This is a genomic window from Parafrankia sp. BMG5.11 (genome assembly GCF_004337455.1).
This window is the reverse complement of the sequence record NZ_SJXI01000095.1, coordinates 1-26,459: the sequence shown is the minus strand read 5'-3', so window position 1 is coordinate 26,459 and position 26,459 is coordinate 1. Positions and strand designations below refer to the sequence as shown.

The following is a 26,459-nucleotide window of genomic DNA, read 5'->3' as shown; positions in this document are numbered from 1 at the left end:
CCGCGCGTGCGGGGACGACGCCGGCCACGATCGCGAGATGCGGGGAATCCTGGGAAGATCCCCGCGCGTGCGGGGACGACCCCGCCCGTTTCCCGACCGTTCTCCGGCCACCGGGAAGATCCCCGCGCGTGCGGGGACGACCGAGCTGCTGCACCGGCCTCTCCTCTCTACGGGGGAAGATCCCCGCGCGTGCGGGGACGACCCGCAGGTGGAGCCACAGTGAGCGCGCCACGAAGGAAGATCCCCGCGCGTGCGGGGACGACAGGAAAGCACGCCAGCGGCGTGAGGGAAACGGAGGAAGATCCCCGCGCGTGCGGGGACGACCCTGCACCGAGAGTGGCGCCGCCTGTCCTCGGAGGAAGATCCCCGCGCGTGCGGGGACGACATGGGGGTCCGGGGTGCTCGGGCCGGTCATGCGGGAAGATCCCCGCGCGTGCGGGGACGACGCGGGCCTCGCGCCCGGACGGCGCGTCGCTCCCGGAAGATCCCCGCGCGTGCGGGGACGACGGCCCGTGAGCCGAACTGGGTCGAGATGATCAGGGAAGATCCCCGCGCGTGCGGGGACGACGACCGCCGGCACCTCAACCCGGGCCAGAAGGCGGGAAGATCCCCGCGCGTGCGGGGACGACCCCGGCTCGTCATCACCGACGACGACGTCGAGGGGAAGATCCCCGCGCGTGCGGGGACGACCCGGTGGAGCCGGGTGGGCATCGCAGGCCGGAGGGAAGATCCCCGCGCGTGCGGGGACGACGGCCCGGTCAGGATACTCAGCACCAGCTGCCAGGGAAGATCCCCGCGCGTGCGGGGACGACAATGCCGCCGCGCCGAAGCCGCTCGTCTGCGAGGGAAGATCCCCGCGCGTGCGGGGACGACACTTGCTGAGCTGGGGTTTTACCGGCGGGGGCGGGCGAACAGTATCAGTCCGTCGTAGTCGATCGGGTAGCCGCGGTCACGGCCGGCGGTGCGTACGGCCCAGCCTTGCTCGTTGTCCGCGGGTTCGATCATGACGGCTTGGCCGTCTCCGACGCGCTGGGCGAGCACGGTCCAGACGCGGTCACGGACCCGGGCGCTGGGGTTGCCGACGAAGACCCCGGCGGCGATCTCGATCATCCACCGGGTGAGGTGGCCACGTAGGCCCTCGGCGACGGCGATGAGGACGATGACGGTCACCAGGGCGGCGCTTCGGTGTCGGTGTCAGGCCCGGTGATGCCGACGATGGTGGTGTCGTCCCACTGGTCTGCGACGTCGGCGGCCCAGTTGACGCCGCCGGGTACGTGACCGTCGATCTCGTCCCAGAGGTGGAGGGCGTCCTCGTCAGGGTCGGGGGCGTCTTTGTCGAGGAGGAGGTCTTTGATGTCGTGGACGATGCGGGCCATGAGGTGGCCGTCGGCGACCTTGTCGCGGAAGGCGGTGCGGATGTCGCGTTCCTCGACGTGTCCCGCGGCGGCGAGGTCGAAGGCGAGCGGGATGGTGTAGTCGGCTTTGTAGAGGTCGGCGATGTCGAGGACGAAGGAGGTGGCGGTGCCGGTGTGGACGAAGCCGAGGGCGGGGCTGGCACCGATACCGACGATGGCGGCGTGGCAGATGCCGTAGAGGCAGCTGTGGCCGGCGGACAGGAGCCGGTTGATGTCGTCTCCGGCGGCGAACGGGTCGCCGGGGGTGTAGACGCGGCGGGTCCAGGCGACGCCGGTGCGTTCGGAGTGCGTCCGGTAGATCTTTTTGACGCGGGCGCCTTCCCGGCCGCGGAGCTGCTGCATGGTGGCGGTGGTGACATCGTCGTCGGGGAAGCGTTTGGCGTACATGCGCCGGGCGACGTCGAGGCGTTCCTTGGTGCGGGTGACGAGGTAGGCCTGGCGGAGTAGGAGGCCGGAGCCGCGGCTGGGGCCGAGTCCGGCGGCGTACATGCGTACGCCGCGGTCCCCGACCCAGCACACCGCGGTGCCCGAATCCGCCAGCAGGCGGACGGCGCCGCTGGTGATGCGGGTGCCGGGGCCGAGGAGCAGGGTGGCGATGAACGCGGCGGGGACGCGGACGGTGCGTTGTTTGTTGACCAGGACGATGGCGTTGTCGGCCCGGTCGACATGGCTTTTCTCGACGTAGAGGGAGGAGACCCGGTCCTCGATGCGGTGCAGGTCGAGGGGGTCGGACAGCCACCACACCGGTCAGCCTCCCGCCGGGGTGAGGGGGGCGAGGGTGATCAGGCCGCAGCCGTAGGCCTTGGCGGGTCCGACGCCGTGCAGGAGGGTGTGGCGGGCCTGGTCGGGGTCGGTGACGCGCAGCGCTCCGTCGAACGTGGCGGTGGACAAGGTGACCCGCCGGCCGCTGGTGTCGGCGCCGGTGGCACCGGCGGTGCTCTTGGTGAAGGTGAGACGTTCGCGGGCGGTCAGCCGTGCCGCGGGGCCGGTGTCCTCGCTGGTCGGAAGGGTGAATCCCCATCGTTCGACCCGGTCGAGGAGCCAGGTCAGCTGGTGGGCGGCGGTGCGGTGGGGGACTCGGACTCCGCGGGGCCGTTCCTGGGCGAGGTGTTCTTTCTGCCGGGCGGAGGGTTTGGTGGGGGTGCGGGTGGCGGTGACGGGGTTGGCGCGCAGCCGGAACGCGAACTCGCGGCCGTGCTGGAGGCGGTCGAGGAGCGGCTGGTAGTCGCGGACCATGGCCTGGGGCTGGTCGGAGCCAGGCCAGCCGGCCTGTTCGACAAGATGCTCCCAGGAGGGCCGGGTTTCGGTGAGGACAAGGAGTTCGGCCCGGTGGGGTTGGCTGGTTTCCAGCCGCCACAGGACCCGTTCGGTGACCGGCTGGGCGGCGAGCCCGCCGAGGACCGCGGCATGGGTTTTCTGCGGGCTGCGGATCAGCCCCTGGGCGCCGGTGCGCAGGGGGTTGAGCCAGATCCGGGACAGGTAGGTCATGGGCTGGTCACCATCCCAGCAGCGCGAACGGGTCATGAGCGGCCGTCGAATCGGCCGTGGCGGGGTCGACGGGCCAGGGGGGCGGTAGCTGTACCCAGTCCTGGTGGACCCGGCGGCTGGTGAACGCCCGGTGCCGCGGGTCGAAACTGGCCGGAGCACCGGGCAGGGAGCTGGCCGGCAGGTCACGGCGGACGTCCTCACCCTCCGGGTCGTCGACGCTGACCGGGAGATCGATGGCGCGTGGTTGGGGCTTCAGGTTCGCCAGGCGGCCACGGTGTGCCCGGCTGGCCTGCCACGGCACCTCGGCCAGGACCTCCAGCGGCGACCCCACCCACCCAGGGCCGCTCCCCCCACCCGGCGGGCGCAGGAGAAGAGGGTGGGTCGGTGGGCAGGACCGGCGGCCGAGCGCGAGCGGGAACGCGGGGGCACCCACCGCGTCGGTGAGTGCGGCCAGGAGCGGGTCGGGGGCGCGGACTGCGACGACGAAGACGGCGTCCTGCAGGTAGTACCGCTCGGTGATGTGGGTGTGTTTCGCCGGCGAGGTCGGCTTCTGCAGGCCTTTCGCGGAGACCGCCGCTGAGGGCAGCGGACGGCCGCGGTAGTCGCTGACGGTGTGATAGTCGCGGAGCAGGGTGCCGGGCTGGTCGGTGCGCACGCCGAACGCCAGTTCGAGGAGGTCCTCGATCGGGTCGGTGCGCCGGCGCCCCTGCGCGGCGGCGAGTAGGCCGATCAGGCCGCTTTTCGTCGGTTCGGGCTGGGTGTCGCGGCGGTTGAACATGCTCGCCCCGCCCCACGACTGCAACGGCCCCGCCAACCGCAGCACCAGACAACGCCCCGCCGGGGATCCGGTGGTGGTCATCGGGCGGTGGTGGTCAGCCGGTCCCGGGCCGCGGCTGTGACCGTGTCGACGACCTGCCCGAAGGGAACCGGTGCGCCGAGAGCGGTGGCCAGGGTTGTCGCGCGGTCGGCGGTGTCGGGGGTGCGGTAGGTGGAGACGACCAGTTCAGGGCGCAGGCCCCACAGGTCGGTGGTGGAGGCCAGTTCCGTGGCGAGCTGGTCGATGGACCCGGCGAGGACACCGTGGCCGTTTGCCCTGATGGGCTGTTCGAAGGCGGAGACGAGGTTGACCGGCTGATCGGCGCGCAGCGTCACGGTGAGCAGGCTCGGGGTGGTGCGATGCGCGAACGAGTTCTCGTGCCCGGTTGGCATCGAGGTGGCGAACGCGGTCAGGAACACCCGCAGCGCATCCACCGCCGCCTCGACATCCCCGCCGAGGTTGTCCACGAGCTGGTGCAGGCCGACGGTGGCGAATCGATACAGGGTCGCGGACTGGAACTCGACCGTGCCGATCATCCCGGCGCCGGTGTCCTCCTTCGGGTTCTCGTCGTCGACGGCGGTGTAATAGTCGAACTCCACCTCGACGGCATGCGTCGACAAGGCATGCGCGACCTGCGTCGCCGCGTCCACGTTCAAGCCGGGTAGGTCGGCGACCATCCGGCCGAACAACGCGACGTCGATCGGATGCCCCGCACCGAGGACGTCACTTACCGGAACACTCTGCACTGCCTCTTTCAGCGCGGCGTCATCGAGACCCGCGAGCCGGGGCAGGTCGGACTCGATCCGGTCGATGAGTCGCTCCAGCTGCGGCCGGCCGAAGAACAGCAGGTAGGCCGTCTCCGCCGCCTTCTTCCCCGGCTTGATCCCCAGCTCGGCCAGCACGCTCGTCGCGATCCGGACGGCGATGTCAGGGGCGAGTCCGCCGCGGGCCGCGATCCGCTCGGCGAGCAACGCGGAGATCTTCTTGGTGCGGGTACCGAGCGTCGCCGGGTCGACGAGGCCGGCGAACGCGGTCCGCGTGGCACGTTTCCACGCCTGCGACGACACCCGGGCCCGCTTCACCCCACCGTACGTGGCCTGCTTCGGTGTCCCGGCGTCGTCGCGGTTCAGGTTCGACGGCGGAACCGTCTGCAGAATATGAACATCAACATAGGTGCGCATCGGCATGCTCTTTCATGTCATCGGGTCAGGAATCTCGACCGCCGGGCCTGTTCACGAGAGAAAAACAGAATGGGAACGAAATCCCAAACGACGGGGCGAATCAGCTGGTGGTCGACACTGCAGTATCGGTCTTCTGGTCCCGGCCGAGGAAGTACTGGGATCCCCACCGGCGTCGCACCTGCCCGATCCGGTCCGGATCTTGCCAGGACAGGAGATCCCAGTACAGCCGGGTGTAGTCCAGCGTCTGCGGAACACCACGAAGTTGACGCACCAGACCCCGCAGATGGTAGGAAGCCTCGCTCAGCGACGTCGCTGTCGCAGCCGCCTCGAACCGGCGATCCACCGCGTCCGCGCTGAACTTCTCGCTCTCCCGCAGGCAACGGACCGCCGCACCGAGACCGACCCCGACCGCGTGCATCAGACGGGTCTGGGACTGCTGATGCATCGCGAACAAAACCAGAGCAGCGTGCTCCGCCCGCAATCCGGGGGTCTCTTGCCCTTCCTTGTTCAGGGTCGTGTAATACCGCCACATCTGCGGGACCGTGCCCGGGTCACGGCCGGCACCGCGCCGCAACGCGGCCAGATCGGCACCGTCCGGACGACCACCGGCATGCGGCCTCTCCCAGAAGAACCGCGGCGGCATGCCTCCGGAATTAGGGGCTGGTGTTGAGGCTTCGGTGGTCATGGGGCCTCCCTCGACTCGGTGGCGGTCACGCTGCGGTCGACCCGGTCGCCGGCGCGGTGCCCGTGCTGGCGGGGCCGAGGATGTCGTTGAGGGCACGGCGGAACGACGCCTCCGCGACCGAGAGCCGCGGGCCGAACCGCTGATCCGGCGCCCGGCCCAGGAACGTGCCGGGACCCGCCGCGGACAGCACCGGATCCGCCACCTCCCACGCCAGGCGACGAGCGACAAGCAGCCAGGCATCCTCCGCCTCCTCCACCGCTTCTGGCTGGCGTTGCAGGCCGGCCAGCAGCCGGCGCACCACCGGGGTGAACCGGTGGATCAGGAGATCGCCGAGCCGCTGCCCTCGATCCCAGGGCACCTTCTCCGCACCACACGCCACACGAAGATCGTCACCGAGGCGGTTCGCGGCGATCCGCAGCGCCTCCGCACCATCGGCCACCGCCAGCACCACCTCCCGCACCCGCGAATCCGCTACGAGCGCGACCACCGGCAACGGAATCTCATCGACGATCACGTCCTCGACGACCGCGGACTGGGTGCCGTAACGGACCCCGACCGTCAGCACCCGCAACGGAAGATCCTCCGGGACCCGGCCCTCGGCCTGCAGCCCGGCGAGCTGCTCCATCACCGCGGGTGCTGACACCCGATCGCTGGTCGGCCCGGCGGTGGCGAGCAGGCCGGCCAGGCCGCGCCATGCTGCACGACCTGGTTGATGCCGCACCGGGCGCGCCGGCGGATCATCAGCCTTGGGGCGTTCGACCTGCCGCCACGCCGTATGCGGCTCCACATCCTGCACCGACCCACGCAGCCGATCCCCCGCGCAGAGCACCACCCGCCGCACCACCACACCGCCCGGCGCGCTGGCATCGGTCTCCGGGATCAGGCGGAGCCGGCGGGACTGCCAGGTCAACAGATCAAGACGGCCCAACGGGCCGCGTTCCTCCCATTTCTGATCCGCTACCTTTCCCGTCCGCCACTGGGGACGGTCGTCCGGATGAACACCCTGCGGCATGATCATCATGTTCAGCATCAGGGTCTGGAACAGCGTTGCGCCCATCGGCAGCACGACGCCGAGCTGCCCGAGCGGGCCGGTCGGATTCCCGGTCGTCTTTCCCGCCTTGACCAACGGATCGTCCACCGCACCCGACTTGATCGCCGCTGTGTCCCAGCAGTGCGCGGCCAGCAACGCCCGCGCCGCCGCCCCGGGCGTCAAGGCCGGCGGGTCGCTCTCCGTCCGGGCGCTGAACAGCGGCACATTGTTCCCGGACGCCAGCCGAGGAATCAGCAACGAGACCGGCTTCGTCTCCCCTTTCGCCGTTCGCAAGCCTGCCACCTGCGCAAACGGCCGCACCGGATCGAACAGATCGAACGCTGCGGCCTGCTCGTCCAGATAGTCGACGATCCGCTGGACGTCCTCGCCGTCGAACCTGCCCTGCTCGAACCTTCGCGCCCACTCAGCGCGATCCCGCGGGGCACCCACGGCGTCTATCACCACAGGCAGGAGTACCTGGCGCAGTACCGCGACGCCTTCGAGTGGGTCGGTGACCGTCAAGCCCTCGAACAGGTCGGCATGCACCAGTGCGTCACGCACGCCCACCTCACGCGGGTGGCCTTTCTCGGCCACCTCGATCCACGGGTCAGACCTCAGGTCGAATCCGCTCACCAATCTCCCCCATATCACCTACCGACACGCGTGTGTCTTTGCCCTAGGAGGGCCTTCGAGGTCTACCAGACCCCTCCGACAGTTCTCACCCTGAGACCAGCCGCACCCGACCTGACGCGGAGCCCTAACCGAGTCTTTAGCTTGCGCCAGTCCCCTGCGCCTATCTCCGATGCCGCCAGCGCATCTGTCGCTCGCGGTATCGGCGGCGGTCTTGCCACCAGGCCAGGCGATCTTTCGAGTCGCTGGGCAACGCAGCATGCAGGAGGCACGCGAGGGCCAGTGTCGCCGCGATACCCAGGCTTACAGCGACGGCCCACCACGGCGCTTCCAGCGCCGAGCTCACAGCAGACGTAACTGCCATGATCGGGACAATCGTCTGTCCGCTACCTCTCACCGGACTCCTACCAACGTCGGCGCTGGCCCCTGGCGTGCGTGGGTCGCGTACGTTGCCTGCGCTACAGGGTGCGGCGAGGGCAAGGGGGCAGTCGACGCACGCCTGTCTGCGCATTCATCAGGACGGCGCCATTCCGAGCAGGCAACGGCTCGCCAGCGACCCGGGTACTGCGGACAGCAACTGATCGGCACACCGGGAGGTTATAGCACCTCCAACCTCACTCACGAACTGGGTACCGGCAATGCTTGGTAAGTTGCTCGCATCGTGAGCCTCACACTCTCTGGTCGCGGGGCGTCACAGCTCCGACGACCTGACCTCGCGACAGCGCGAGCGCCCGTACCGATCGATCTACGCCGAGGTCTCGGCGCTGGTTGATACGGTGTCGCAGCCCAGCCACGCTGGGGTATTCCCTGGGTACCGGCCATGCAGGTAGCCGATTGATCGTCGTCCCCGCCCACGCGGGGAGTCCACCAGAAGCTCTGGGGTGCCGACAGTCCCAAGAGGGCGTATCCGCGGAGCCCGGTGGGCATCACCGTGCCGCGGTGCGTTCGTGTTTCAGGCCGACCTGGTGGTCATAGACCAGCTGGTACCCGCCGAGCTGGGCGGACAGGGCGACGTCGAGGACGAGTGCACGGGTGCGCTTCAGCCAGGGGTCACCGTCCCAGCCAGGAAGCGGCGTGAGGTCCCTGCGGGCGGCGATGGTGATGTCCTTGTTCGCCGGGAGGCGAATGGTCGCGCCGACGACGTCCTCGAGGAGGTACTCGTCGCCGACCGCGGCCTCGCCCGTCTCCCCCAGTCGTCGGCCGGTCAGCGTCAGGTAGCCACCAGAGGGGCCGCGTCGGACGAGGATCACCTCCACCGACTCCTCGCCATCGCGGACGACCGCTGCGACCCGCTCTTCCGATTCCAGCGCGGCTGTTGACCGGTCATGCAGCCCGTCCAAGGTGAGCTTCCCCAGCTCGTCCTCACCGGACAGCAGGAACGCACTCGCGTTCGTCTCCCGGCGCCGCTCGGCCTCGGCGGCCTCCTGTCTGTAACGGTCCGCGGTCTGCGCCCACGGGTCCGGGCCAAGGGGTTCGTCACCGTAGCCCGCCGCGACCAGGGCCGGAACCTGCTCGGGCACCGACCAACCCGCCCCCGCAGCCGCGTCGCCCACCAGCGCAGCTGACCGCAGCAGCAAATGGTCCCCGTAGACGGCGCGGCTTCCCGACGGCCAGGTCGGTGGCCGGTCAGGATCGAACCGCACCCCGGCGACGATCACCCGAGGCTGCCGGAACCGGGGCAGGCGATCCTGGGCAGGTCGGTCGTGGCGGTGGAGCCGGCCGATGCGCTGCAGGAGAAGGTCGATCGGCGCGAGATCGGTGACGAGGAGGTCAACGTCGACGTCGAACGACTGCTCGGCGACCTGGGTGGCCACCACCACCAGACGCTTCGGCCTCCGTGCCGCTGCGGGACGACCAGGTGGGCCGAGGGGATCGACCACCCGCTCCGTCCAGGCAGCGCGCGTCGCCGCGGTGAACCGGGCGTGCAGGAGAACGACATCGTCGGTGAACGCCGGTCGCAGCGCCTCGTACACGGCCTGAGCGCGAGCAACGGTGTTGCACACCACCAGCGCACATCCACCGTCGATCATCTCCGCTGTGACCGTGGCCGCGACCACCGTGGGGGTGAAGGCTTCGTCCTCGTCGAGGATCTCCACCCCGACCGGCAGCGGCTTCCGCCATGACGGATAGGACCGCACGCGGGTGACCGGGAGTTCGTCGACGACGCAGGTCGACGTCACGCTGGGATAGCCCGCTGCTCCTTCCCTTGCTTCGAGTGGTGGGGCGACGTCCCGGCGTTGCAACGCTCCTTGCGTGTAGGCGCGGATCAGATTCTGGCGCAGCTGCGGCGGCAACGTCGCCGACAGCACGATCACCGCAACACCCGCGTCTGCCAACCAGCGCAACGCCTCGAACAGGAACTGCGCCATGTACACGTCGTAGGCGTGGACCTCGTCCAACACCACGACCCGGCCCGCCAGGCCCGCCTGCCGCAGCATCACGTGCTTCGTCCGCGTCGCCGCGTGCAGCACATGGTCGATCGTGCCGACCGCGACCGGCGCCAACAGACCCCGCTTCCGACCGAAGAACCACTCCGCGGCCGCCACCCCACCCGCCGCCGGCCGATCCGCAGCCCCCGCATCCCCGACAGCGCCGTACACGTCATCCATGCCGTACTCGTCAGCGTCGTCGATCCCCCCGAAGACCGTCTGCTGCCGTAGCGTCATCCACTCCTTGTTGAACCGTGCCCGCCCATGCAGCAACCCCAGCGGCGCCTCCGGATCAACCTGCACCGACCAGTCCCGGACCCGGGTGAACATCGGATCCGCGGTCGCCTGCGTCGGCATCCCCACAAACACCCCGTCCGCACCGAACCTGCGTGCCAACACCTCCGCCGCCACCAGCGCCGCCTCCGTCTTCCCCTCCCCCATCGGCGCCTCCACGATCAGCAGACCCGGCCCCGCTATCTCCTCCGCCGCCCGCACCACTCCCACCTGCGCGTCCCGGGCCGGCTTGTCGAACCGATGCCGGACCAGATCACCCACCCCCACCGGGGCCGCCCGACCGGCACGCCACCCGCCCCGCAGCCCGAGGTCCTCCCACGCCTTCAACGCCCGCTCCCGCGACTGGGCCAGCGAGATATCAGCCAGATCAGCCTGACCACCGAACCGCGTCTGATCACTCGCGACCCAGTCCGCCATGATGATCAACCCCGAGATCGCGAGCTGTCCGGCCCGAGACGGGACCCGCACATCCGCCAACGACGCGAGATCCACACCAAGGTCGGTGGCGATCTGGGAGACGAACGCGTCCTGCGCGTCGACCCACGCCTGGCTTCGGCCCTGCGCCTCGCCGTTCTTCTTCGGCACGGTCCGGCCGATCGGAGGGATCACCCCGTGATGGCCGGCGATCAGCGGCCACACCCATCCGCACCCGTCCGCGTTCCACCCGGAACCCTGTAAACACCGGCGGACAATGAACGCACCGGCCGCGGAATGATGCCACGCGCGACCCTGCCGAGGAGACAGATTCCGCCAGTCCAAACCTGTCGCACGCACCCGGGCAGCCAGCCCGTCATCCTTCATCTGAAAAGCCGGAGTTACCTTACCGACATCATGTAGACCGCACAGCGAGACGAACAAGGAACGGCCACGACCGTCGCTGCACCCGTCCAGGATCCGCCGCGACGACGCCGACAGGTACCTTTCCCAAATCAGCTCACCCACCGCCGCCGTATCCAACAAGTGCCCCAGCAGCAGATGCATCGAACCCCGCGGATCCGACTTCGGTTTCGACTTCCCCCACACCACACCCAGCGCCACATCGCACATAAGACCCCCCGAGGCCGGCACACGAGCACGCCATCAAACCACCACCAGCCCGAGCCCGGACCGGCAGGCCCCTCCCGACACCTTCAACCACCGCACCGGCACGACCGGACACCACCCACCCGACACGACCCGACTGATAAATTCGAGCCCCACCAAGCGGCAAAGCCGCAGGTCAGCAAGTGTCGTCCCCGCACGCGCGGGGATCTTCCTGGTGACGACAAGCAGTCCGATGGGCCCGCCGAGTCGTCCCCGCACGCGCGGGGATCTTCCCCCTCGAGGGCGACGCCGCAGCCGACGGCGAGCGTCGTCCCCGCACGCGCGGGGATCTTCCCTGGGACTGGTGCGCGATGGAGCAGTACGCCGTGTCGTCCCCGCACGCGCGGGGATCTTCCGGTAGCCCGCGACGCGGTCCTGCACGCCCGCGGGTCGTCCCCGCACGCGCGGGGATCTTCCTGGGCCAGGCCGCGCGCAGGCAGGCTCCCGAGGGTCGTCCCCGCACGCGCGGGGATCTTCCCTCCCATGCGCTGCCGTACGCGCTGACCATGTCGTCGTCCCCGCACGCGCGGGGATCTTCCCCCTCCTCGACCTGCAGGAAGAAGGCCGCAACGGTCGTCCCCGCACGCGCGGGGATCTTCCCCGCAGGTACTCGCCCGCGTGCTGCTGCGCCACGTCGTCCCCGCACGCGCGGGGATCTTCCCCGCCACGACGTCGGGGACTGCCGGTCCGGCCAGTCGTCCCCGCACGCGCGGGGATCTTCCCCGGGGTGTTCGCCCGATCGCCGCTGCGTTTCAGTCGTCCCCGCACGCGCGGGGATCTTCCCGGCGCCGGCGTGCTTCTGGAGCGGGGGGTGCCGTCGTCCCCGCACGCGCGGGGATCTTCCCGGTCATGAGCTGCTGGTAGGTCAGCGGCTTCCGTCGTCCCCGCACGCGCGGGGATCTTCCCCGCCGTCCCATGCGACCCCGCAGCAGCTCGCCGTCGTCCCCGCACGCGCGGGGATCTTCCCTCATCGTTGCCCTCCGTGATCGCTACGTCGTCGTCGTCCCCGCACGCGCGGGGATCTTCCCACCTCATCTTCACGGGCACGCGGATCGACCCGTCGTCCCCGCACGCGCGGGGATCTTCCCGTCCTGGTCGCCATCCGCGCCGTCGGTGTCCGGTCGTCCCCGCACGCGCGGGGATCTTCCCTCCTCGGCTGGTTCCAGGGCCTACCCGGAGCGGTCGTCCCCGCACGCGCGGGGATCTTCCTCCTCGTCCCGGGGCGGTCGGACCTCGATGTCGGTCGTCCCCGCACGCGCGGGGATCTTCCGTCCACGGGCGCCCATCCTTCGCGCCCGTGCGGGTCGTCCCCGCACGCGCGGGGATCTTCCTCGTTCGTTGTGCATATGACCGGTGACGCGCAAGTCGTCCCCGCACGCGCGGGGATCTTCCGTCGTGCGCCTACGATGCGCGGCATGACGGACGGTCGTCCCCGCACGCGCGGGGATCTTCCCGCCACGTGTCGGGACTCCAGTGATGGAAGTCGGTCGTCCCCGCACGCGCGGGGATCTTCCCCGTCACCCCCGACACCACGGGTGCAGCGAACCGTCGTCCCCGCACGCGCGGGGATCTTCCCGGTGACCGTGCTGCCGCGTGGCGCCCATCCGTGTCGTCCCCGCACGCGCGGGGATCTTCCGCGAGGCAGCGCGCCCTCGACTCCGCCGGCGTCGTCGTCCCCGCACGCGCGGGGATCTTCCCGATCATCCGCGTGGGACTGGCTCACATCGACGGTGTCGTCCCCGCACGCGCGGGGATCTTCCCTCTCCGCAGGTCGGGGCATATTTCGATCATCTGTCGTCCCCGCACGCGCGGGGATCTTCCCCGACATCAGCCGGCGGCAACCACCCACCCCGAGTCGTCCCCGCACGCGCGGGGATCTTCCCCATCGCGGCCTCCGCACGCCGATATCTACGGGGTCGTCCCCGCACGCGCGGGGATCTTCCCTCGTTCTCCTTGAACAGCGAGGCGACCGGCTCGTCGTCCCCGCACGCGCGGGGATCTTCCCAGATCCCGCAGTCATCCCAGGTCAGCGACTGGGTCGTCCCCGCACGCGCGGGGATCTTCCCGGCAGGAGCGCCGATGGCGCGCGGGACAGTGGGTCGTCCCCGCACGCGCGGGGATCTTCCCTCGGGAGCTGGACCGTGCCCATCCTGACCCTGGTCGTCCCCGCACGCGCGGGGATCTTCCTCATGCTGGACGCACCGGATGCCTACCTGCGGTGTCGTCCCCGCACGCGCGGGGATCTTCCCCCCGGCCACTGCTCTCGGGGGTGCCACCGGCCGTCGTCCCCGCACGCGCGGGGATCTTCCCGCAGGCTGGGCGACCGCGGCCGGCGGCGGGGTGTCGTCCCCGCACGCGCGGGGATCTTCCTGCCTGCTCGGCGCTGTCGGCGAGCCCGGTGTTGTCGTCCCCGCACGCGCGGGGATCTTCCCCTCAGTCGTCCCGCTCGGGACGAGGCGTGCCGGTCGTCCCCGCACGCGCGGGGATCTTCCCGTCGGCCCCCCTGCATGTCTGGGGCCACGCGGGTCGTCCCCGCACGCGCGGGGATCTTCCCACCTCACCCACAGTCACCACAGAGAGGAGATCGTCGTCCCCGCACCCGCGGGGATCTTCCCACGGCGAGCCGCGGTGCCCCGGCTGCCAGGACGTCGTCCCCGCACGCGCGGGGATCTTCCCCGCAGGTATTCCGCCGGCCCCGGACGGGCCCGGTCGTCCCCGCACGCGCGGGGATCTTCCCGCCCCGAAGATCCCGTCGTGTGACTGGTGTGAGTCGTCCCCGCACGCGCGGGGATCTTCCCCGGCAGTCCCTACCGCAGAGGCCCCGCCACCCGTCGTCCCCGCACGCGCGGGGATCTTCCCGCCTCGCGAAGCCGGTGGGCGATGCCCTTCAAGTCGTCCCCGCACGCGCGGGGATCTTCCTTTCCGCCACCGTGTCAGTCACGGCCTGAGCCTGTCGTCCCCGCACGCGCGGGGATCTTCCCAGAGTCTCCCCATCCCCCAGAGTCCCTGTGAGGTCGTCCCCGCACGCGCGGGGATCTTCCTATCCGCCCCAGTCCGGGCTGCCCGGTCAGGTGGTCGTCCCCGCACGCGCGGGGATCTTCCCGCCCGATCGACTGCGTCATGGGCGCTGCTTGGGTCGTCCCCGCACGCGCGGGGATCTTCCCGTCTCGTCCGCGCGGATGCCGTCTTCGGCTCTGTCGTCCCCGCACGCGCGGGGATCTTCCTGCCAGCTTGGCCGTGAGCGGTGGCCGACGCGGGTCGTCCCCGCACGCGCGGGGATCTTCCCACCACGCTCGTGATCCGGGCCCCGGCCGGCAGGTCGTCCCCGCACGCGCGGGGATCTTCCCAGTCTTCCGACAGCGAAATATTGTTGACCGGCGTCGTCCCCGCACGCGCGGGGATCTTCCCCTCGCTCTTCGCCGAGCTCTTCGGCACGGAGGGTCGTCCCCGCACGCGCGGGGATCTTCCCAGCCCCGGCCCCAGGTCCGGGACGGTCGGAATGTCGTCCCCGCACGCGCGGGGATCTTCCTTTCGGATCGTCTCGCAGCAGCCGATGGATCTCGTCGTCCCCGCACGCGCGGGGATCTTCCCAGGCCGAGCTGGGCGCCGGCCCGATGGGTCTTGTCGTCCCCGCACGCGCGGGGATCTTCCCGCGTACAGCTGCAGATCGCCGGCACTGTTGACGTCGTCCCCGCACGCGCGGGGATCTTCCTACGTCCGCGGCGCCGTCGTGCAGGAGCGGGTAGTCGTCCCCGCACGCGCGGGGATCTTCCCATCTCCTCCCGGTCCGCGTCGCTGTCCCCCGCGTCGTCCCCGCACGCGCGGGGATCTTCCCTGCGCCGCCGCCAGGTCGGCGCCGAGCACCTTGTCGTCCCCGCACGCGCGGGGATCTTCCCCGGCGGGGACAGGGTCACCGTGGTAAACGGCGGTCGTCCCCGCACGCGCGGGGATCTTCCCCTCACAACACCTTGACTACCGTCATCTGACGTGTCGTCCCCGCACGCGCGGGGATCTTCCCCTCACAACACCTTGACTACCGTCATCTGACGTGTCCTCCCCGCACGCGCGGGGATCTTCCCCTGCCGCCCGACAGCGTGATCGCGGACATCGCGTCGTCCCCGCACGCGCGGGGATCTTCCCGGGCCGCGGACGCCTATGTCCAAGCCGAACGGGTCGTCCCCGCACGCGCGGGGATCTTCCCTTCTCGCGCTGACCAGGCAGGGCGAGGGCGGGGTCGTCCCCGCACGCGCGGGGATCTTCCCCCGCTCCCGAGTGCCTCGGCGATCTCCTCCCAGTTGTCCCCGCACGCGCGGGGATCTTCCCTGGGCCACGCCGACGTACCGGATGACGCCACCGTTGTCCCCGCACGCGCGGGGATCTTCCGCTCCCGGGCGGCATGTCCGAGCACGGCATCGTGTCGTCCCCGCACGCGCGGGGATCTTCCGCAGACCACCGAGCCGACCGACGCGGAACTGCTGTCGTCCCCGCACGCGCGGGGATCTTCCGGACGGGAGGCTGTCACGCAACGGCCGGGCAGCGTCGTCCCCGCACGCGCGGGGATCTTCCCACGAGGTGGACGGGTGCGGTTCTCGCCGCGACGTCGTCCCCGCACGCGCGGGGATCTTCCGCGCTGTGCCCTGATCTCCTCGCGGATCTCGTCGTCGTCCCCGCACGCGCGGGGATCTTCCGCAAGCGAACTACGTGATCAAGCACCACCGGCCGTCGTCCCCGCACGCGCGGGGATCTTCCCGGCACCTCCACCCGGACGTTCTACGACTCCATGTCGTCCCCGCACGCGTGGGGATCTTCCCCTGTCGGGGTTTTCACCGGCGCCCTTCTCGGCATGCCAGCGGTGGACCGGCACGACACCCGGTCGCCGAGGTCGAGGCCAATGAGGAAGCCCTCGACCTCGGCCCGGGAGCATGGGGTCAGGGTGATCCCGCGAGCCTGGTAGACGACTGAGACCCGCTCCGCCTCCTCCGGGGCCGGTTCACCGACGCCCCTTACCCGGACCGTTGGTGGAGTCCTCCGCGACGAACAGCACCTGGTAGTACTGGCCCTTGTAGTGCCGGTAGATTCCCGGCCGGGGCGGCGGCCCACCACGAGACTCCAACCGACCCGTGATCATTCAGCGGCGTGTCAGATCATCTGCCTCGTGTCCGGCCCGCCAGGACTTCACACCAGCCGGCCGAACACCTGACAGTGATCTGACTCTCGCTTGACAATCGCTGGTCAGCACCTTGGTCGCGTAGACCCTCTCCCCCAGTGCAGTCCAACCGCCGCCATCACCATCAGGGTAGGCACCGACCGCCGCGACCGCGACCGGCCCGCCACCAGAGGTCCGACGTTCTCGCGGACCGCACGGCGTGCGCGGCGGTCCTTCACAGCCACCGCAAGGGCCGAGACGAGTGCTCCTCCGAAGGCGCTGCCGCCAGCGGTCTCTCAACCAGCGCTGACCCCCTGTCTGTCAGAGTCCCGTGAGACATGAGGATCACCGAGACTTCTGTAGCGTAGGGCGAGACGGGATCTTCAAGACCAGTGACGTTGACCATGGCAGACATGGCCTCCTCGAAGCAGGAGGATGGCGGGGTGAGCTCGTCTGGAGGACCGCGGTCGGACCGGCCGAAGCGCCGGAGCTTCACCGCGGCCTACAAGAAGAGAATCCTGAACGAGTACGACGGGTTGACCGAGTCGGGTGAACGAGGCGCGTTGCTGCGCCGGGAAGGTCTTTACCACTCCCACATCCAGAAGTGGCGCGAGGCGCGGGACCAGGGGGCCAGCGAAGGTCTCACCGGAAAGCCCGCCGGTCGGCCCGCGGCCAGCGAGACGGATATCGATAACGAGCGGCTACGCCGAGAGAACGAACGGCTCGCCACCGAGCTGGCAAGAACGAAAGCAGCGCTGGAAGTCGTGGGAAAAGCACACGCGCTCTTGGAACTGATCTCCGAGAGCGCGGATTCCAGCAAGAAACCCGGCAGGTAGTAGACGAGGCGTTCACCTCGCTGGTGCCACTGACCTCGATCAAGGTCGCGTGCGACCTGCTCGGGATGTCCCGGGCGACGGTGTACCGTCGGCGTAATCCCACACAATCCACAGGACGCCTGCCCCGGGCCCCGGCCGTCCACCCGGCAGCACTCGACGACACCGAACGCGAACGGCTACTGGAGCTCCTCAACAGCGACCGGTTCGTCGACAAGTCCGCCGCCCAGGTCTGGGCGACCCTGCTCGACGAGGGCGTCTACCTGGCCAGCGTGTCCACCATGTACCGGCTGCTGCGGGCCCGAGCCCAGACCGCCGAGCGGCGGGCACAGGCCACCCACCCCGCCCGGAAGAAACCGGAACTACTCGCGACCAGACCCAACGAAATCTGGAGCTGGGATATCACGAAACTCACCGGACCCGTCCACGGCGTGTACTCCGACCTGTACGTCATCCTCGACATCTTCTCCCGTAAAGCCATCCACTTCGAGGTACATCCCACCGAGAACGGGGAACTCGCGAAGGCCTTCATCGAACACGCCGTCGCCGCGAACAGCGGGGTCCAGCCGATCGCTGTCCACGCCGACCGTGGGACCTCGATGACGTCCCAACCGGTCGCCGCCCTCCTGGCCTACCTGAACATCGACCAGAGCCATTCCCGTCCGCACGTCTCGAACGACCCCTACAGTGAAGCGCACTTCAAAACACTCAAGTACTGTCCCGCTTTCCCGGGACGTTTCGGATCCCTCCAGGACGCCCGCGTCTTCTGCGACGTCTTCTTCCGCTACTACAACAACGAACACCGGCATTCAGGCGTCGCTCTGCACACCCCGGCCAGCGTCCATGACGGCACCGCCCACGAGATCCAGGCCCGTCGCGCCCAGGTCCTCGACGCCGCCTACGCGGCCCACCCCGAGCGGTTCCACCGCCGACCGGCCCCGCCCGCGCTGCCGACCAGGGCGTGGATCAACCAGCCCCCAGCGATCATCGAGACCGAGGAGGTGCTACCCACGAACCAAGCAGCCTGATGTCTCATCGGGATTGACAGGCTCCGACCCGCGAGCACGCCCTGCGGCGGCTGAACTCTAGCCAGGCCACGGGGTCGCGTGGTCAGTCGCTGCGTACCGGGGACTCGCCCCCTACGCATCTCCCTGGATCGCGTCCTGTTGCTCGCCGATCACTCGTACGTTGCGCCACACATGCTCGTAGGCTCGGCGCGCCTCATCGACCCAGGGGGGGACGGAGTTCCAGTCGACGGTCACCTCACGCTCGCCCCAGGCCACATGGACGATCTGGCGATCGCCGGCGAATTTGACGACAAGGTCACGGCGGAGGAACAGAAGGTGTCCGTTCCAAGGTTCCTCCGTGCCGAAGGTCGCTGAGGCACGGACCCCGTCGAGGCTGACCAGATCCAACGTGCCGGGCAGTTGACGAAGGTTAAACCGCGCAGCGAACTCGAAGGACGGCACATCGTAGGATTGCTCGAGTATCGTCGGCGACCCACCGTCACCGGTAGAGAGAGCGACTGCTACCTGGCCGAGGGCTATACCCTCGTCGTTCCAGTAATGACGCAACGCTGGACGGGAGTAGGGATCGTCGTCATCGTCGTCAAAGCGCCGCGCGAATCTGGGGCTCCAAGGTACCTCCCCAGCGAACACGCCTCCTACCGTCGGCAAGTCGGGGAAGAACTGGTTGCCCAGGTATTCACGACCGTTGATCATCTCTAGCGCGGGAGCCGCATCGGCCGGCTCCAGCAGGAGGGTACGGAAGAACCCGAACACCGTTCGCCCGTCACGCCGATGTCGCAGGAATCCCTCGGTGAGCAGCCATCCGCCGGTTACGCCGTAGATCTCCTCGGGTGACCAGAACTCCGCTGGTACGCTCACCCCGCCATTCCGTAGCCACACCTCGTCATCCGTCGAGCTGGCGGGCGCCCATTCCGGGAGCTGAACGGGTGCTGCCGGAGGCTCGTCGGGGAAGGATGGGTCGATGTCGGGTGAGACGTTACGCCCGCCCCCAACCACCCACCGGTCCCGGTTCTGTCCCGTGTCAACAAGACGGCCGATCAGCTCGTAGTAGGCGATCCACCCGTACTTCTTGCCGTAGCGCTCCACCATCGCACGGTCACCGCCGAAACGGCGGGCGGCGTCGTCGGCGATTCCCCGGTCGACCTCGCCGAGCAGCGCCGCCCGCCACCCGAGATCCCAGACACGGGCCATGACCTCGCCGCGGGCGCGACGGAATGCAGCATGCGTGAAGTCGTAGTTTCGTCGGCCCTCGATGGCGGACCCGATCACGTAGTTCTCGAAATCCATACCGAAGGAGATTTTGCACTCTTCGGCGTTCGCGTCATCGTCAGCCATCACTGGCGCAGGCGGCACCACCGCGAACGTCAGCGCGGCCGGGTCGACGCCGTCAGGTACCGCACCGGGGTGGAGGGTTCCGGCGAACTCGAAGGTTGCTCGCAGGTAGTCACGCAGGAGCTCATGGGACGTTGAGGTCGACCCTTCCTCGAGGAAGCGGTCGCGCAGTTCGACGAGCCATCCGGCGAGAGCGCGCTCGAACGTTCCGCCGGGGTCTGGCATCTGATGTGCGCCGGCAGCCCCGAAGGCGGCACTGATGACGCGCTCGACGACGTAGGGATCGTCAACATCGAGCATCCTGGTAGCGAGGTCGAACAGGCGGTTTGACTCCGGCCGGCCGTAGCGCTGCAGGGCCTTCGTCGCGAGATCCCGCACTTGTGCATTCGTGGACGTCAGCAGCCAGGCGATCGCGAGCGCGTCGAGGTCGTCGATCTCGACGCGGTTCGGGTCGCCGGTCCAGTACTCGATCAGCTCCTTCAGGTTGCCCACGATCAGGCCGCTGGCGTTATGGCGGACCCATTCGGTCCACTGACGGTCACGCTCGGGGAGAGACAGCAAGCGAAGGACCCGGTCGAGGAAGACGGCGTTCAGGCGGTGCGCAGGGGAGGAGCGGACCTCCCACAGCCGGTCGAACGGGTGCCGGCGCCCGTGCCTGGAAGGCCCCGGGGCCTTCCAGGCGCCGGTGGCGATCAATGTCGCGAGTTCGTCGACGGTGCCGTCATCGAGGAACTCGGATTCCGCGTCAAGCTCCTGGGCGAGCGCCCACGACCGGTACTCGTCCGGGGCGAAGCGCCAGAGGTGGTGCCGAACGAACCGGCGGGGCACCAGACCGGTCAGGCCGACGGCGATGTCCTCACCGAGGGGATGACCGTCCACGCCGAGGAGGGTGTTCCACAAGCTTGCTTCCGCAAGCCGCTCCTTCACCTCGGTGTGGGTCATGCGTACGAGGACCGCGTCAGCGATCAGGTAGCCGCCGAAGCGGTCGAACAGGATCCCTGCCTCGGTGTCGTCACTGCCGTCTACCTCCTCGCGGAGAAGCACCCCTTCCTCCACGAGACGCCGAAAGAGGCTCTCGTCCCAGCTCGTCGGACCCGCATCGAGGATCGCCCTCGCGTCATCGGACGGGAGTCGACGGACTCCGCGGGTCCAGATCTCCAACGCGAACGCACCTAGGCGCCGCTTGATCTGGTCAGCGGGCACCTGCACGCGGGCGGGGTCCTCGGCGAGGCGGTCGACCACGACGTCGCGGTACCGCTCGAACACGCCGACCAGGGATGTCGGGAGCGCCTCAACACCGACTGGATTCTCCCGACCGGGATTGGCGGCCTCGCAGTACATGCGGACGAACAGCGGGTTGCCGAACATCTCGCTCGGCAGCCAGGCGCCGCCCGGGGTGATCAGATAGTGGTCGAAGTAGGTGTTGACGATGTCGATGACCTCGGGCTCACGCCACTCGAGATCCATCGCCGCGGCGGTGTCCGGGACAACGCGAGCAGCAAGCGGTTCGCGGAGCGTAACGATCATTAGGACGTTCGGGAAGTCACCGAGTGCCGGCATCAGCTCGTCGAGCAGCGGACGCCATTCCAAGGGCCGCTCGGCTTCGTTCAAACCGTCGATGACCAGGGGGATCCGGCTGCCAGCACGGGCGCCGGCTGAGTTGAGCGCCTCGAGGAGATCTTCGAAACGCTCTACCTTCAGCCTGGGAATCCGTCGCGCCAGGTCGTCCAGGCTGCGACCGAATCGCAGGTGATTGCCCTGGATGAACACCCCGGCGGTCGGTCGGCCCGTCGGAGCGGTCAGCTGGGCAGCAAGATAGGTCTTGCCCATCCCGGCAGCGCCGACGATCGCGATCAGCGGAGCCAGAAGGTCCGCGCGCACTTCTTCCAACCACCCGACAACGTCACGGATTTCTGCGCCTAGGCCGGAAACGTCTAGGGCTACAGGCAGGCGCCGCTTCCGCAGCGCAAAGACGAGGGCGCGGAGCTTGCGTGGCGACGTGGCAGGCGGCTGCTGGTCGGCGACCCGATCACGAACCTCCATCGGCCGGCGGTTCCGTCCGGCGGCGACGATCGCCCGCAGGCCGGCGACGAACAAGTCCAGGTCATCAGCGATGTCCTTGGCGCTTGCCCGGGTGGCGTCATCGTCGATGTCGGTCAGCGCGTCCCGAAGCGCCCCTGCGCGGGCAGCGATCGCGTCGATGTGCTCGTCGGCCGCGTCAAACGCCGCCGGACGCAGGAGGGCTCGCTCAAGCTGGCGTTCCACATGGTTCGAAGTATGTAGCGGCCGGAGCCACCGGGCTTTGACCGGAGCGACGGAACACTCGTGAGCCGCCGCGAGCACGTCCGGGATGAGGACGAGCTCGCCAAAGAAGGTGGAGCGGAGCTCGTCGAACCCGGCCAGCTGGGCGTCGAAGTTGTTCGCCGCCCACAGCTTCGTCGAGATGCCTCTGGCCGGACCGAGGCCGTCGATCCACTCCTCGTCCTTCTTCGCTGGGCGCTGCGGAAGGCAGAGCACGTAGTCTGTCAGCCCATCGATGTACTTGATCGCTTTGTCGACGGAGTCCGTAATCTGGTCGCGCTGCCCGCTGGTGAGTTCGTTATCGCGGCCGAGAATGAACCACTTGCAGGACCATCCCCACACCCGGCCTGGCTCCCCCAGCTCACCGGCGTGTTCAACCCGGAGGTAGAATTCGACGCCGGGCTGATTGCGCCGCTCCCGAAGGGTACCCAAGGCGCCATAGCGGCGGGACACGATCGCTCGCGTGAGCTCCTCGAAGTTCCCGTCGTCAGCGCCCGGCAGGCGTTCCAACCGCATCAGGTCAAGCGTCACCTGAGATGCCTGCCTCAATCCGGCGCGTCCCGTCCTCATTCCACGTGTGACGCGAGAAGACTTCGACTCTCGCACCGAGGTGGATGAGCACCTTCAGAAACCCTTGGACGTCGGACTCCTCGGTCCGGATCCGGATAGTTGATCCGTTGCGTTCGACGGAGTGGTCGAAGGCGTAGATGTCGACGTCGGACCGCCCCAGTTCGTAGAGCTTCAGCTTGTGCAGCTCACCAGCCAGGACGTCAGGCATACGGTCATCCTGACGAAGCCAGTCGTCGTCGGACCACTCGGCCTCCGCGAGGGTCTTCAGAGCCTTCATCCGTTCGACCGCCGCCTCCGCACCGGGGACCGTCTCGAACGTGCCAATGAGCATCAGATCCATCGAGTGCTCCGAGCCGTAGCTCTGCCAGACCCTCACGACGCCTCTCTCAAAGCCTGCACGGCATCCAAGATTGAGCCTTCAATCGCCATTCCCGCCGACGCGTACGCGTGGGGACGCAGGATACCGGTCGCGTCGACGTGCAGGTGCGCATCCAGTGGACGTTCATCAGGAATGGTCTCGACGGCCGGCACCGAAGCTTCGAACCCGGAGCGCGAGATCGCGAGCCGCACCTGTGTCCGGGCGGTTCGTACCCAACGCACAAGGCGCTCCGTATCGCCATCGGAGATCCCGGGCGTTGCTGCGGTCGGCTGCTCCGGCAGGAGCAGCAGTTCGGATGCCCCGACGTCGTCCGCGAACGTGGCGAGGTCATCGAGCCCGCCGACCGTGTCGGCGTTCACGACCACGTTGATGCCAATCGGCGCGACCGAACGAAGTAGAGCCGCCGCGGCACGGACCGTCGCAAACGGCCGGTGCCGAAGTCGCTCGTACGTGGCCCCGACCCCGTCGACGGACAGACGCGCAAAGTGCACGGACCCTCGCAGGGCATCGGCGAGCCCCGGGGTGAGCCGATGTCCGTGCGTCGTGAAGGTCACCGCCATCGACGTCGACGCGGCGATCCGGTCACAGAATTGGACAAACCGAGGGTGGGCGGTCGGCTCGCCACCTCCAAAGCCAACACCGAGGCACCCGGCGCTGTCGAGCTCGACAGCCCAAGCCACGACACGGCCTACGTCGAGCGCGGCGGCATGCTTAGGCGCGTAGCAGTAGGCGCAGCGGAGCTCGCAGGCGTTCGTCAGCGCAACCGACAGGTATCGAGGAGCGCGCGAAACCTGTCCCGCCGGCACACGCACCTCGTCGAGCAGGACGTTCAGGCCAGACACCCGGTCGAACAGGTGCACGCCTGCTTCGGATAGACGGACCTTGTACATCATCAGCACCAGGATGCCACCACCCAGAGACATCAGGACTGTCCGATCCGACGTAGAACCAGCTCGCCATACCGGGTGTCGGGGGGGTCGTCGCCGAGCAGCCGCCGGCGAACGGCCTATCCGCCAGGCCGAAAGGGGTCGGTTAGGTCGCGACTGTAGCGGTGGGCGACGCCTCCGGCTGAGCCGCCAGAGACCCGACCTCTGAGCAACGGCCGACAGGTCACCGCACGAGCGTCAGAACCTTTGGCCCCGCGGCAAACGAGCCGCACCACACCCTCGCCCGGCCATCACCCAACGCAACCATGACGAGAAGAGGGTGAGGGGATTCGAACCACCGACAGACCGCCCGACCTGCACAGATCCGTCCGCAGAGCGGACTGCCAAACATCCATGCAGTGCCGCCTACCAGCCCTCCTGCACTGTTTCCGTAGGTCAGACAGTACGTCACAGTGAGTTGTCGACCGGATTGACCACAATGCGAACCGCTACCCGCTCGTCCCCGGCCCTGTGATATCCATCACAGACCATGGTCGCAGGCCGTCTACCAGCGGAAATACCGCCACACCAGCGCCCCGCCGACGCCGCACAGCCCCCACCGGCCGGCGGCGCACCACATCCGGATGACGCCCGATGGTCGGGGGCGGCACCCGCCGACCCCGACCATCCACCCCCGGGACGAGTGGCCCGGTAGCCGGCTCGGCCCGTCAACCCGTCGGACCACCCAGCAGAAGCCGTCCAAGCCAACAGCCAGCCACATCGAGATCACAGGAAGACTGGCGGCGCCGCGTACACGAGTGGAGTCCACGCACGTGGTGTACGGATCGTGATCGTCTAGCGACTCGCCGGAGTGGCAGTCCGTGACGTAGAGCGACCACCGCGTGATCCTTTTCGAGAACCGCCAAGAACTCGAGGAGGAGATACGCGATGGCCGTGCGTCCGACTGTGGCTGATGCCGAGGGGTTCGGCAAGGAGCTGATGGCAGCGAGTCCGGATCTGTTGGGCTCGATGGTGAAGGCGTTCGCGGAGGCGTTGATGGGCGCCGAGGTGGACGGGATCTGCAACGCGGAATATGGGGAGATTTCCCCCGAGCGGGTGAACCGGCGGAACGGGTATCGGGCGCGGGAGTGGGACACCCGTGCCGGGACGATCGAGCTGGGGGTACCGAAGCTGCGGCAGGGCTCCTATTTCCCGGAATGGCTCCTGACCCGGCGTCGGCGCGCCGAGCAGGCACTGATCTCGGTGGTCGCCACCTCCTATCTGCTCGGGGTATCGACCCGCCGGGTCGACAAGCTCGTCGAGCAGCTCGGGGTAGCGCATATCTCGAAGTCGCAGGTATCGGTACTGGCGAAGCATCTCGATGCCCAGGTCGAGGCTTTCCGGTCCCGGCCGTTGGACGCCGGTCCGTACCGGTTCGTGCAGGCCGACGCGTTGACGATGAAGGTCCGTGAGGACGGCCCCGCGTGATCAATGTGCACTGCCTGCTCGCGGTCGGCGTGAACGGCGACGGGCACCGGGAGATCCTCGGCCTCGACGTCGTGAGCAGCGAGGACGGTGCCGGCTGGCTGGCGTTCTTCCGTGGCCTGGTCGCCCGCGGCCTGTCCGGGGTGCGCCTGGTGACCTCCGATGCCCACCGGGGACTGGTCAACGCGATCGGGTCCACACTGCCCGGTGCGTCGTGGCAAAGATGTCGAACGCATTACCTGCGGGACTTGCTGACCCTGACACCAAAGTCGTCACAGCCGTGGGTCGCCACTCTCGTGAGAACTGTCTTCGACCAGGCCGATGCGAACGAGGTCGGTGGGCAGTTCGACCGGGTCGTCGAAGCCCTCTCCGAGAAACTCCCGAAGGCCGCTGACCATCTCTCCGGCGCGAAAGCTGACCTGCTCGCGTTCACCACGTACCCGAGGGAGGTCTGGCGGCAGATCTGGTCGTCGAACCCGCAGGAACGATTGAACAAGGAAATTCGCCGCCGCACCGACGTCGTCGGTATCTTCCCCGACCGTGACGCCATCATACGTCTCGTCGGTGCCGTCCTCGCCGAACAACACGACGAGTGGATCGAAACCCACCGCTACTTCGGCCTGGAAATCCTCGCGAAAGTCGACGCCACGAACAAGAAATCCGACACACCCGAGATCAGCGTGACACCCGAAGCGCTGACCGCATAACATTCAACCAGGATCACGCGGCATCACGCTCCGTACACCACCCCCGTGGGCATGACCCGTACACGGCCGAACACCGCGGTGGCGTGCTGTCACGGCGCCGGGGTAATCACTGTTGTCGGCCGGTTGTCGAACAGATCTTCGAGTAGAAGATCAGGAGTCGCAGCTCCACCGAAACGAAACCCGAAGCTGCAGCCGCTCCCGCTCGGCGTGGTCAAGCTCACCAGCCTCCTGGCAGGCCCGAGAAACCACCGCCTCCCGCAGCGTCGCCAGCGGCCCGAGATCCCATAGCCGTGCCGCCTGGTCGTCCGCGCCGGTGGCGAGGGTCCGTCCATCCGGCGAGAACGCCACCGACCGCACCGCATCGGTGTGGCCGGTCAGCGGGTTACCCAGCGGGGCAGGACGAGCCGGATCGGCCACATCCCACAGCCGTACATTCTGATCGTCCGCGCCGGTGGCGAGGGTGAGCCCATCCGGCGAGAACGCGACCGAGGTCACCGCATCGGTGTGGTTGGCCAGGGGTTCACCGAGAGGTGCTGGATGGGCGGGGTCGGCCATATCCCACAGCCGCACCGTCTGATCGTGCGCGCCGGTGGCGAGGGTCCGTCCATCCGGCGAGAACGCCACCGAAAACACCGGGCCGGTGTGGCCGGTCAGCGGGCTACCCAGCGGGGCAGGACGAGCCGGATCGGCCACATCCCACAGCCGCACCGTCCCTTCATGCGCCAGCTGCATCGTCCTATCGTCCGCGCCGGTGGCGAGG

General features: G+C 68.8%; 15 protein-coding genes, 1 pseudogene and 2 CRISPR repeat arrays. Of the genes and pseudogenes, 3 read left to right on the top strand and 13 right to left on the bottom strand.

Features of this window, described 5'->3' with window-relative positions:
• Positions 1 to 52: 52 nt before the first annotated feature.
• A CRISPR array of direct repeats spans positions 53 to 873; the repeat unit is 28 nt; unit sequence GGAAGATCCCCGCGCGTGCGGGGACGAC.
• A gap of 18 nt (positions 874 to 891) precedes the next feature.
• The 9 genes from cas2e to E0504_RS43585 form a co-directional block, all read right to left on the bottom strand.
• Positions 892 to 1,170: a type I-E CRISPR-associated endoribonuclease Cas2e gene (gene cas2e, locus E0504_RS43630; RefSeq protein WP_071067193.1), complete on the bottom strand. Its 279-nt coding sequence runs from the start codon at positions 1,168 to 1,170 to the stop codon at positions 892 to 894.
• Complete coding sequence (gene cas1e / locus E0504_RS43625; protein ID WP_131627351.1) at positions 1,167 to 2,159, bottom strand: type I-E CRISPR-associated endonuclease Cas1e; 993 nt, start codon at positions 2,157 to 2,159, stop codon at positions 1,167 to 1,169. Before cas1e ends, cas2e begins: the two co-directional genes overlap by 4 nt.
• A gap of 3 nt (positions 2,160 to 2,162) precedes the next feature.
• A complete protein-coding gene (cas6e, locus tag E0504_RS43620) occupies positions 2,163 to 2,903 on the bottom strand; it encodes a type I-E CRISPR-associated protein Cas6/Cse3/CasE (RefSeq protein ID WP_131627349.1) in 741 nt (246 codons plus the stop codon).
• A 7-nt stretch (positions 2,904 to 2,910) separates the two neighbouring features.
• Entirely contained in the window at positions 2,911 to 3,762 is an 852-nt protein-coding gene (gene cas5e, locus E0504_RS43615; RefSeq protein ID WP_131627347.1) for a type I-E CRISPR-associated protein Cas5/CasD, read from the bottom strand.
• Positions 3,759 to 4,907 carry a type I-E CRISPR-associated protein Cas7/Cse4/CasC gene (cas7e, locus tag E0504_RS43610; RefSeq protein ID WP_165938805.1) on the bottom strand — a complete coding sequence of 383 codons (1,149 nt, stop codon included), beginning with the start codon at positions 4,905 to 4,907 and terminating at the stop codon, positions 3,759 to 3,761. The genes cas5e and cas7e overlap by 4 nt, the downstream gene beginning before the upstream one ends.
• A 94-nt stretch (positions 4,908 to 5,001) precedes the next feature.
• A complete protein-coding gene (casB, locus tag E0504_RS43605) occupies positions 5,002 to 5,586 on the bottom strand; it encodes a type I-E CRISPR-associated protein Cse2/CasB (protein WP_131627343.1) in 585 nt (194 codons plus the stop codon).
• A gap of 25 nt (positions 5,587 to 5,611) precedes the next feature.
• On the bottom strand, positions 5,612 to 7,249 hold the full coding sequence (gene casA / locus E0504_RS43600; RefSeq protein WP_131627341.1) for a type I-E CRISPR-associated protein Cse1/CasA: 1,638 nt from the start codon (positions 7,247 to 7,249) through the stop codon (positions 5,612 to 5,614).
• Between the two features lie 923 nt (positions 7,250 to 8,172).
• The gene (gene cas3 / locus E0504_RS43595) at positions 8,173 to 11,016 is read right to left on the bottom strand and encodes a CRISPR-associated helicase Cas3' (protein ID WP_131627339.1); all 2,844 of its coding nucleotides are present in this window, start codon (positions 11,014 to 11,016) and stop codon (positions 8,173 to 8,175) included.
• A gap of 181 nt (positions 11,017 to 11,197) precedes the next feature.
• Positions 11,198 to 15,862: a CRISPR direct-repeat array (repeat unit 28 nt; unit sequence GTCGTCCCCGCACGCGCGGGGATCTTCC).
• A gap of 180 nt (positions 15,863 to 16,042) precedes the next feature.
• Positions 16,043 to 16,165 (bottom strand): DUF1653 domain-containing protein, encoded by a 123-nt coding sequence (locus tag E0504_RS43585; protein WP_165938804.1) that lies wholly within the window; start codon positions 16,163 to 16,165, stop codon positions 16,043 to 16,045.
• Positions 16,166 to 16,641: 476 nt separating this feature from the next.
• Between E0504_RS43585 and E0504_RS43580 the strand changes: the two genes are divergently transcribed.
• Entirely contained in the window at positions 16,642 to 17,034 is a 393-nt protein-coding gene (locus E0504_RS43580) for a hypothetical protein (RefSeq protein WP_131627335.1), read from the top strand.
• A gap of 23 nt (positions 17,035 to 17,057) precedes the next feature.
• Positions 17,058 to 18,059 (top strand): DDE-type integrase/transposase/recombinase, encoded by a 1,002-nt coding sequence (locus E0504_RS43575; protein WP_243657890.1) that lies wholly within the window; start codon positions 17,058 to 17,060, stop codon positions 18,057 to 18,059.
• A 111-nt stretch (positions 18,060 to 18,170) separates the two neighbouring features.
• Here the strand turns inward: E0504_RS43575 and E0504_RS43570 are convergent, their stop codons facing one another.
• The 3 genes from E0504_RS43570 to E0504_RS43560 are packed head-to-tail and all read right to left on the bottom strand — an operon-like array spanning position 18,171 to position 23,534.
• Positions 18,171 to 22,223, bottom strand: coding sequence for an NACHT domain-containing NTPase (locus tag E0504_RS43570; protein ID WP_131627332.1), 4,053 nt, complete (start codon positions 22,221 to 22,223; stop codon positions 18,171 to 18,173).
• Positions 22,213 to 22,638, bottom strand: a complete 426-nt coding sequence (locus tag E0504_RS43565; RefSeq protein WP_306769359.1) for a DUF6375 family protein — start codon at positions 22,636 to 22,638, stop codon at positions 22,213 to 22,215. The genes E0504_RS43570 and E0504_RS43565 overlap by 11 nt, the downstream gene beginning before the upstream one ends.
• Positions 22,635 to 23,534, bottom strand: coding sequence for a radical SAM protein (locus E0504_RS43560; RefSeq protein ID WP_243657892.1), 900 nt, complete (start codon positions 23,532 to 23,534; stop codon positions 22,635 to 22,637). Before E0504_RS43560 ends, E0504_RS43565 begins: the two co-directional genes overlap by 4 nt.
• 921 nt (positions 23,535 to 24,455) lie before the next feature.
• Between E0504_RS43560 and E0504_RS43555 the strand changes: the two are divergent.
• A pseudogene (locus tag E0504_RS43555) lies at positions 24,456 to 25,699 on the top strand (IS256 family transposase).
• Positions 25,700 to 25,849: 150 nt separating this feature from the next.
• Here E0504_RS43555 and E0504_RS43550 read toward each other — a convergent pair.
• On the bottom strand, positions 25,850 to 26,459 hold a 610-nt coding region (locus tag E0504_RS43550), incomplete at its 5' end, for a WD40 repeat domain-containing protein (protein WP_207974681.1).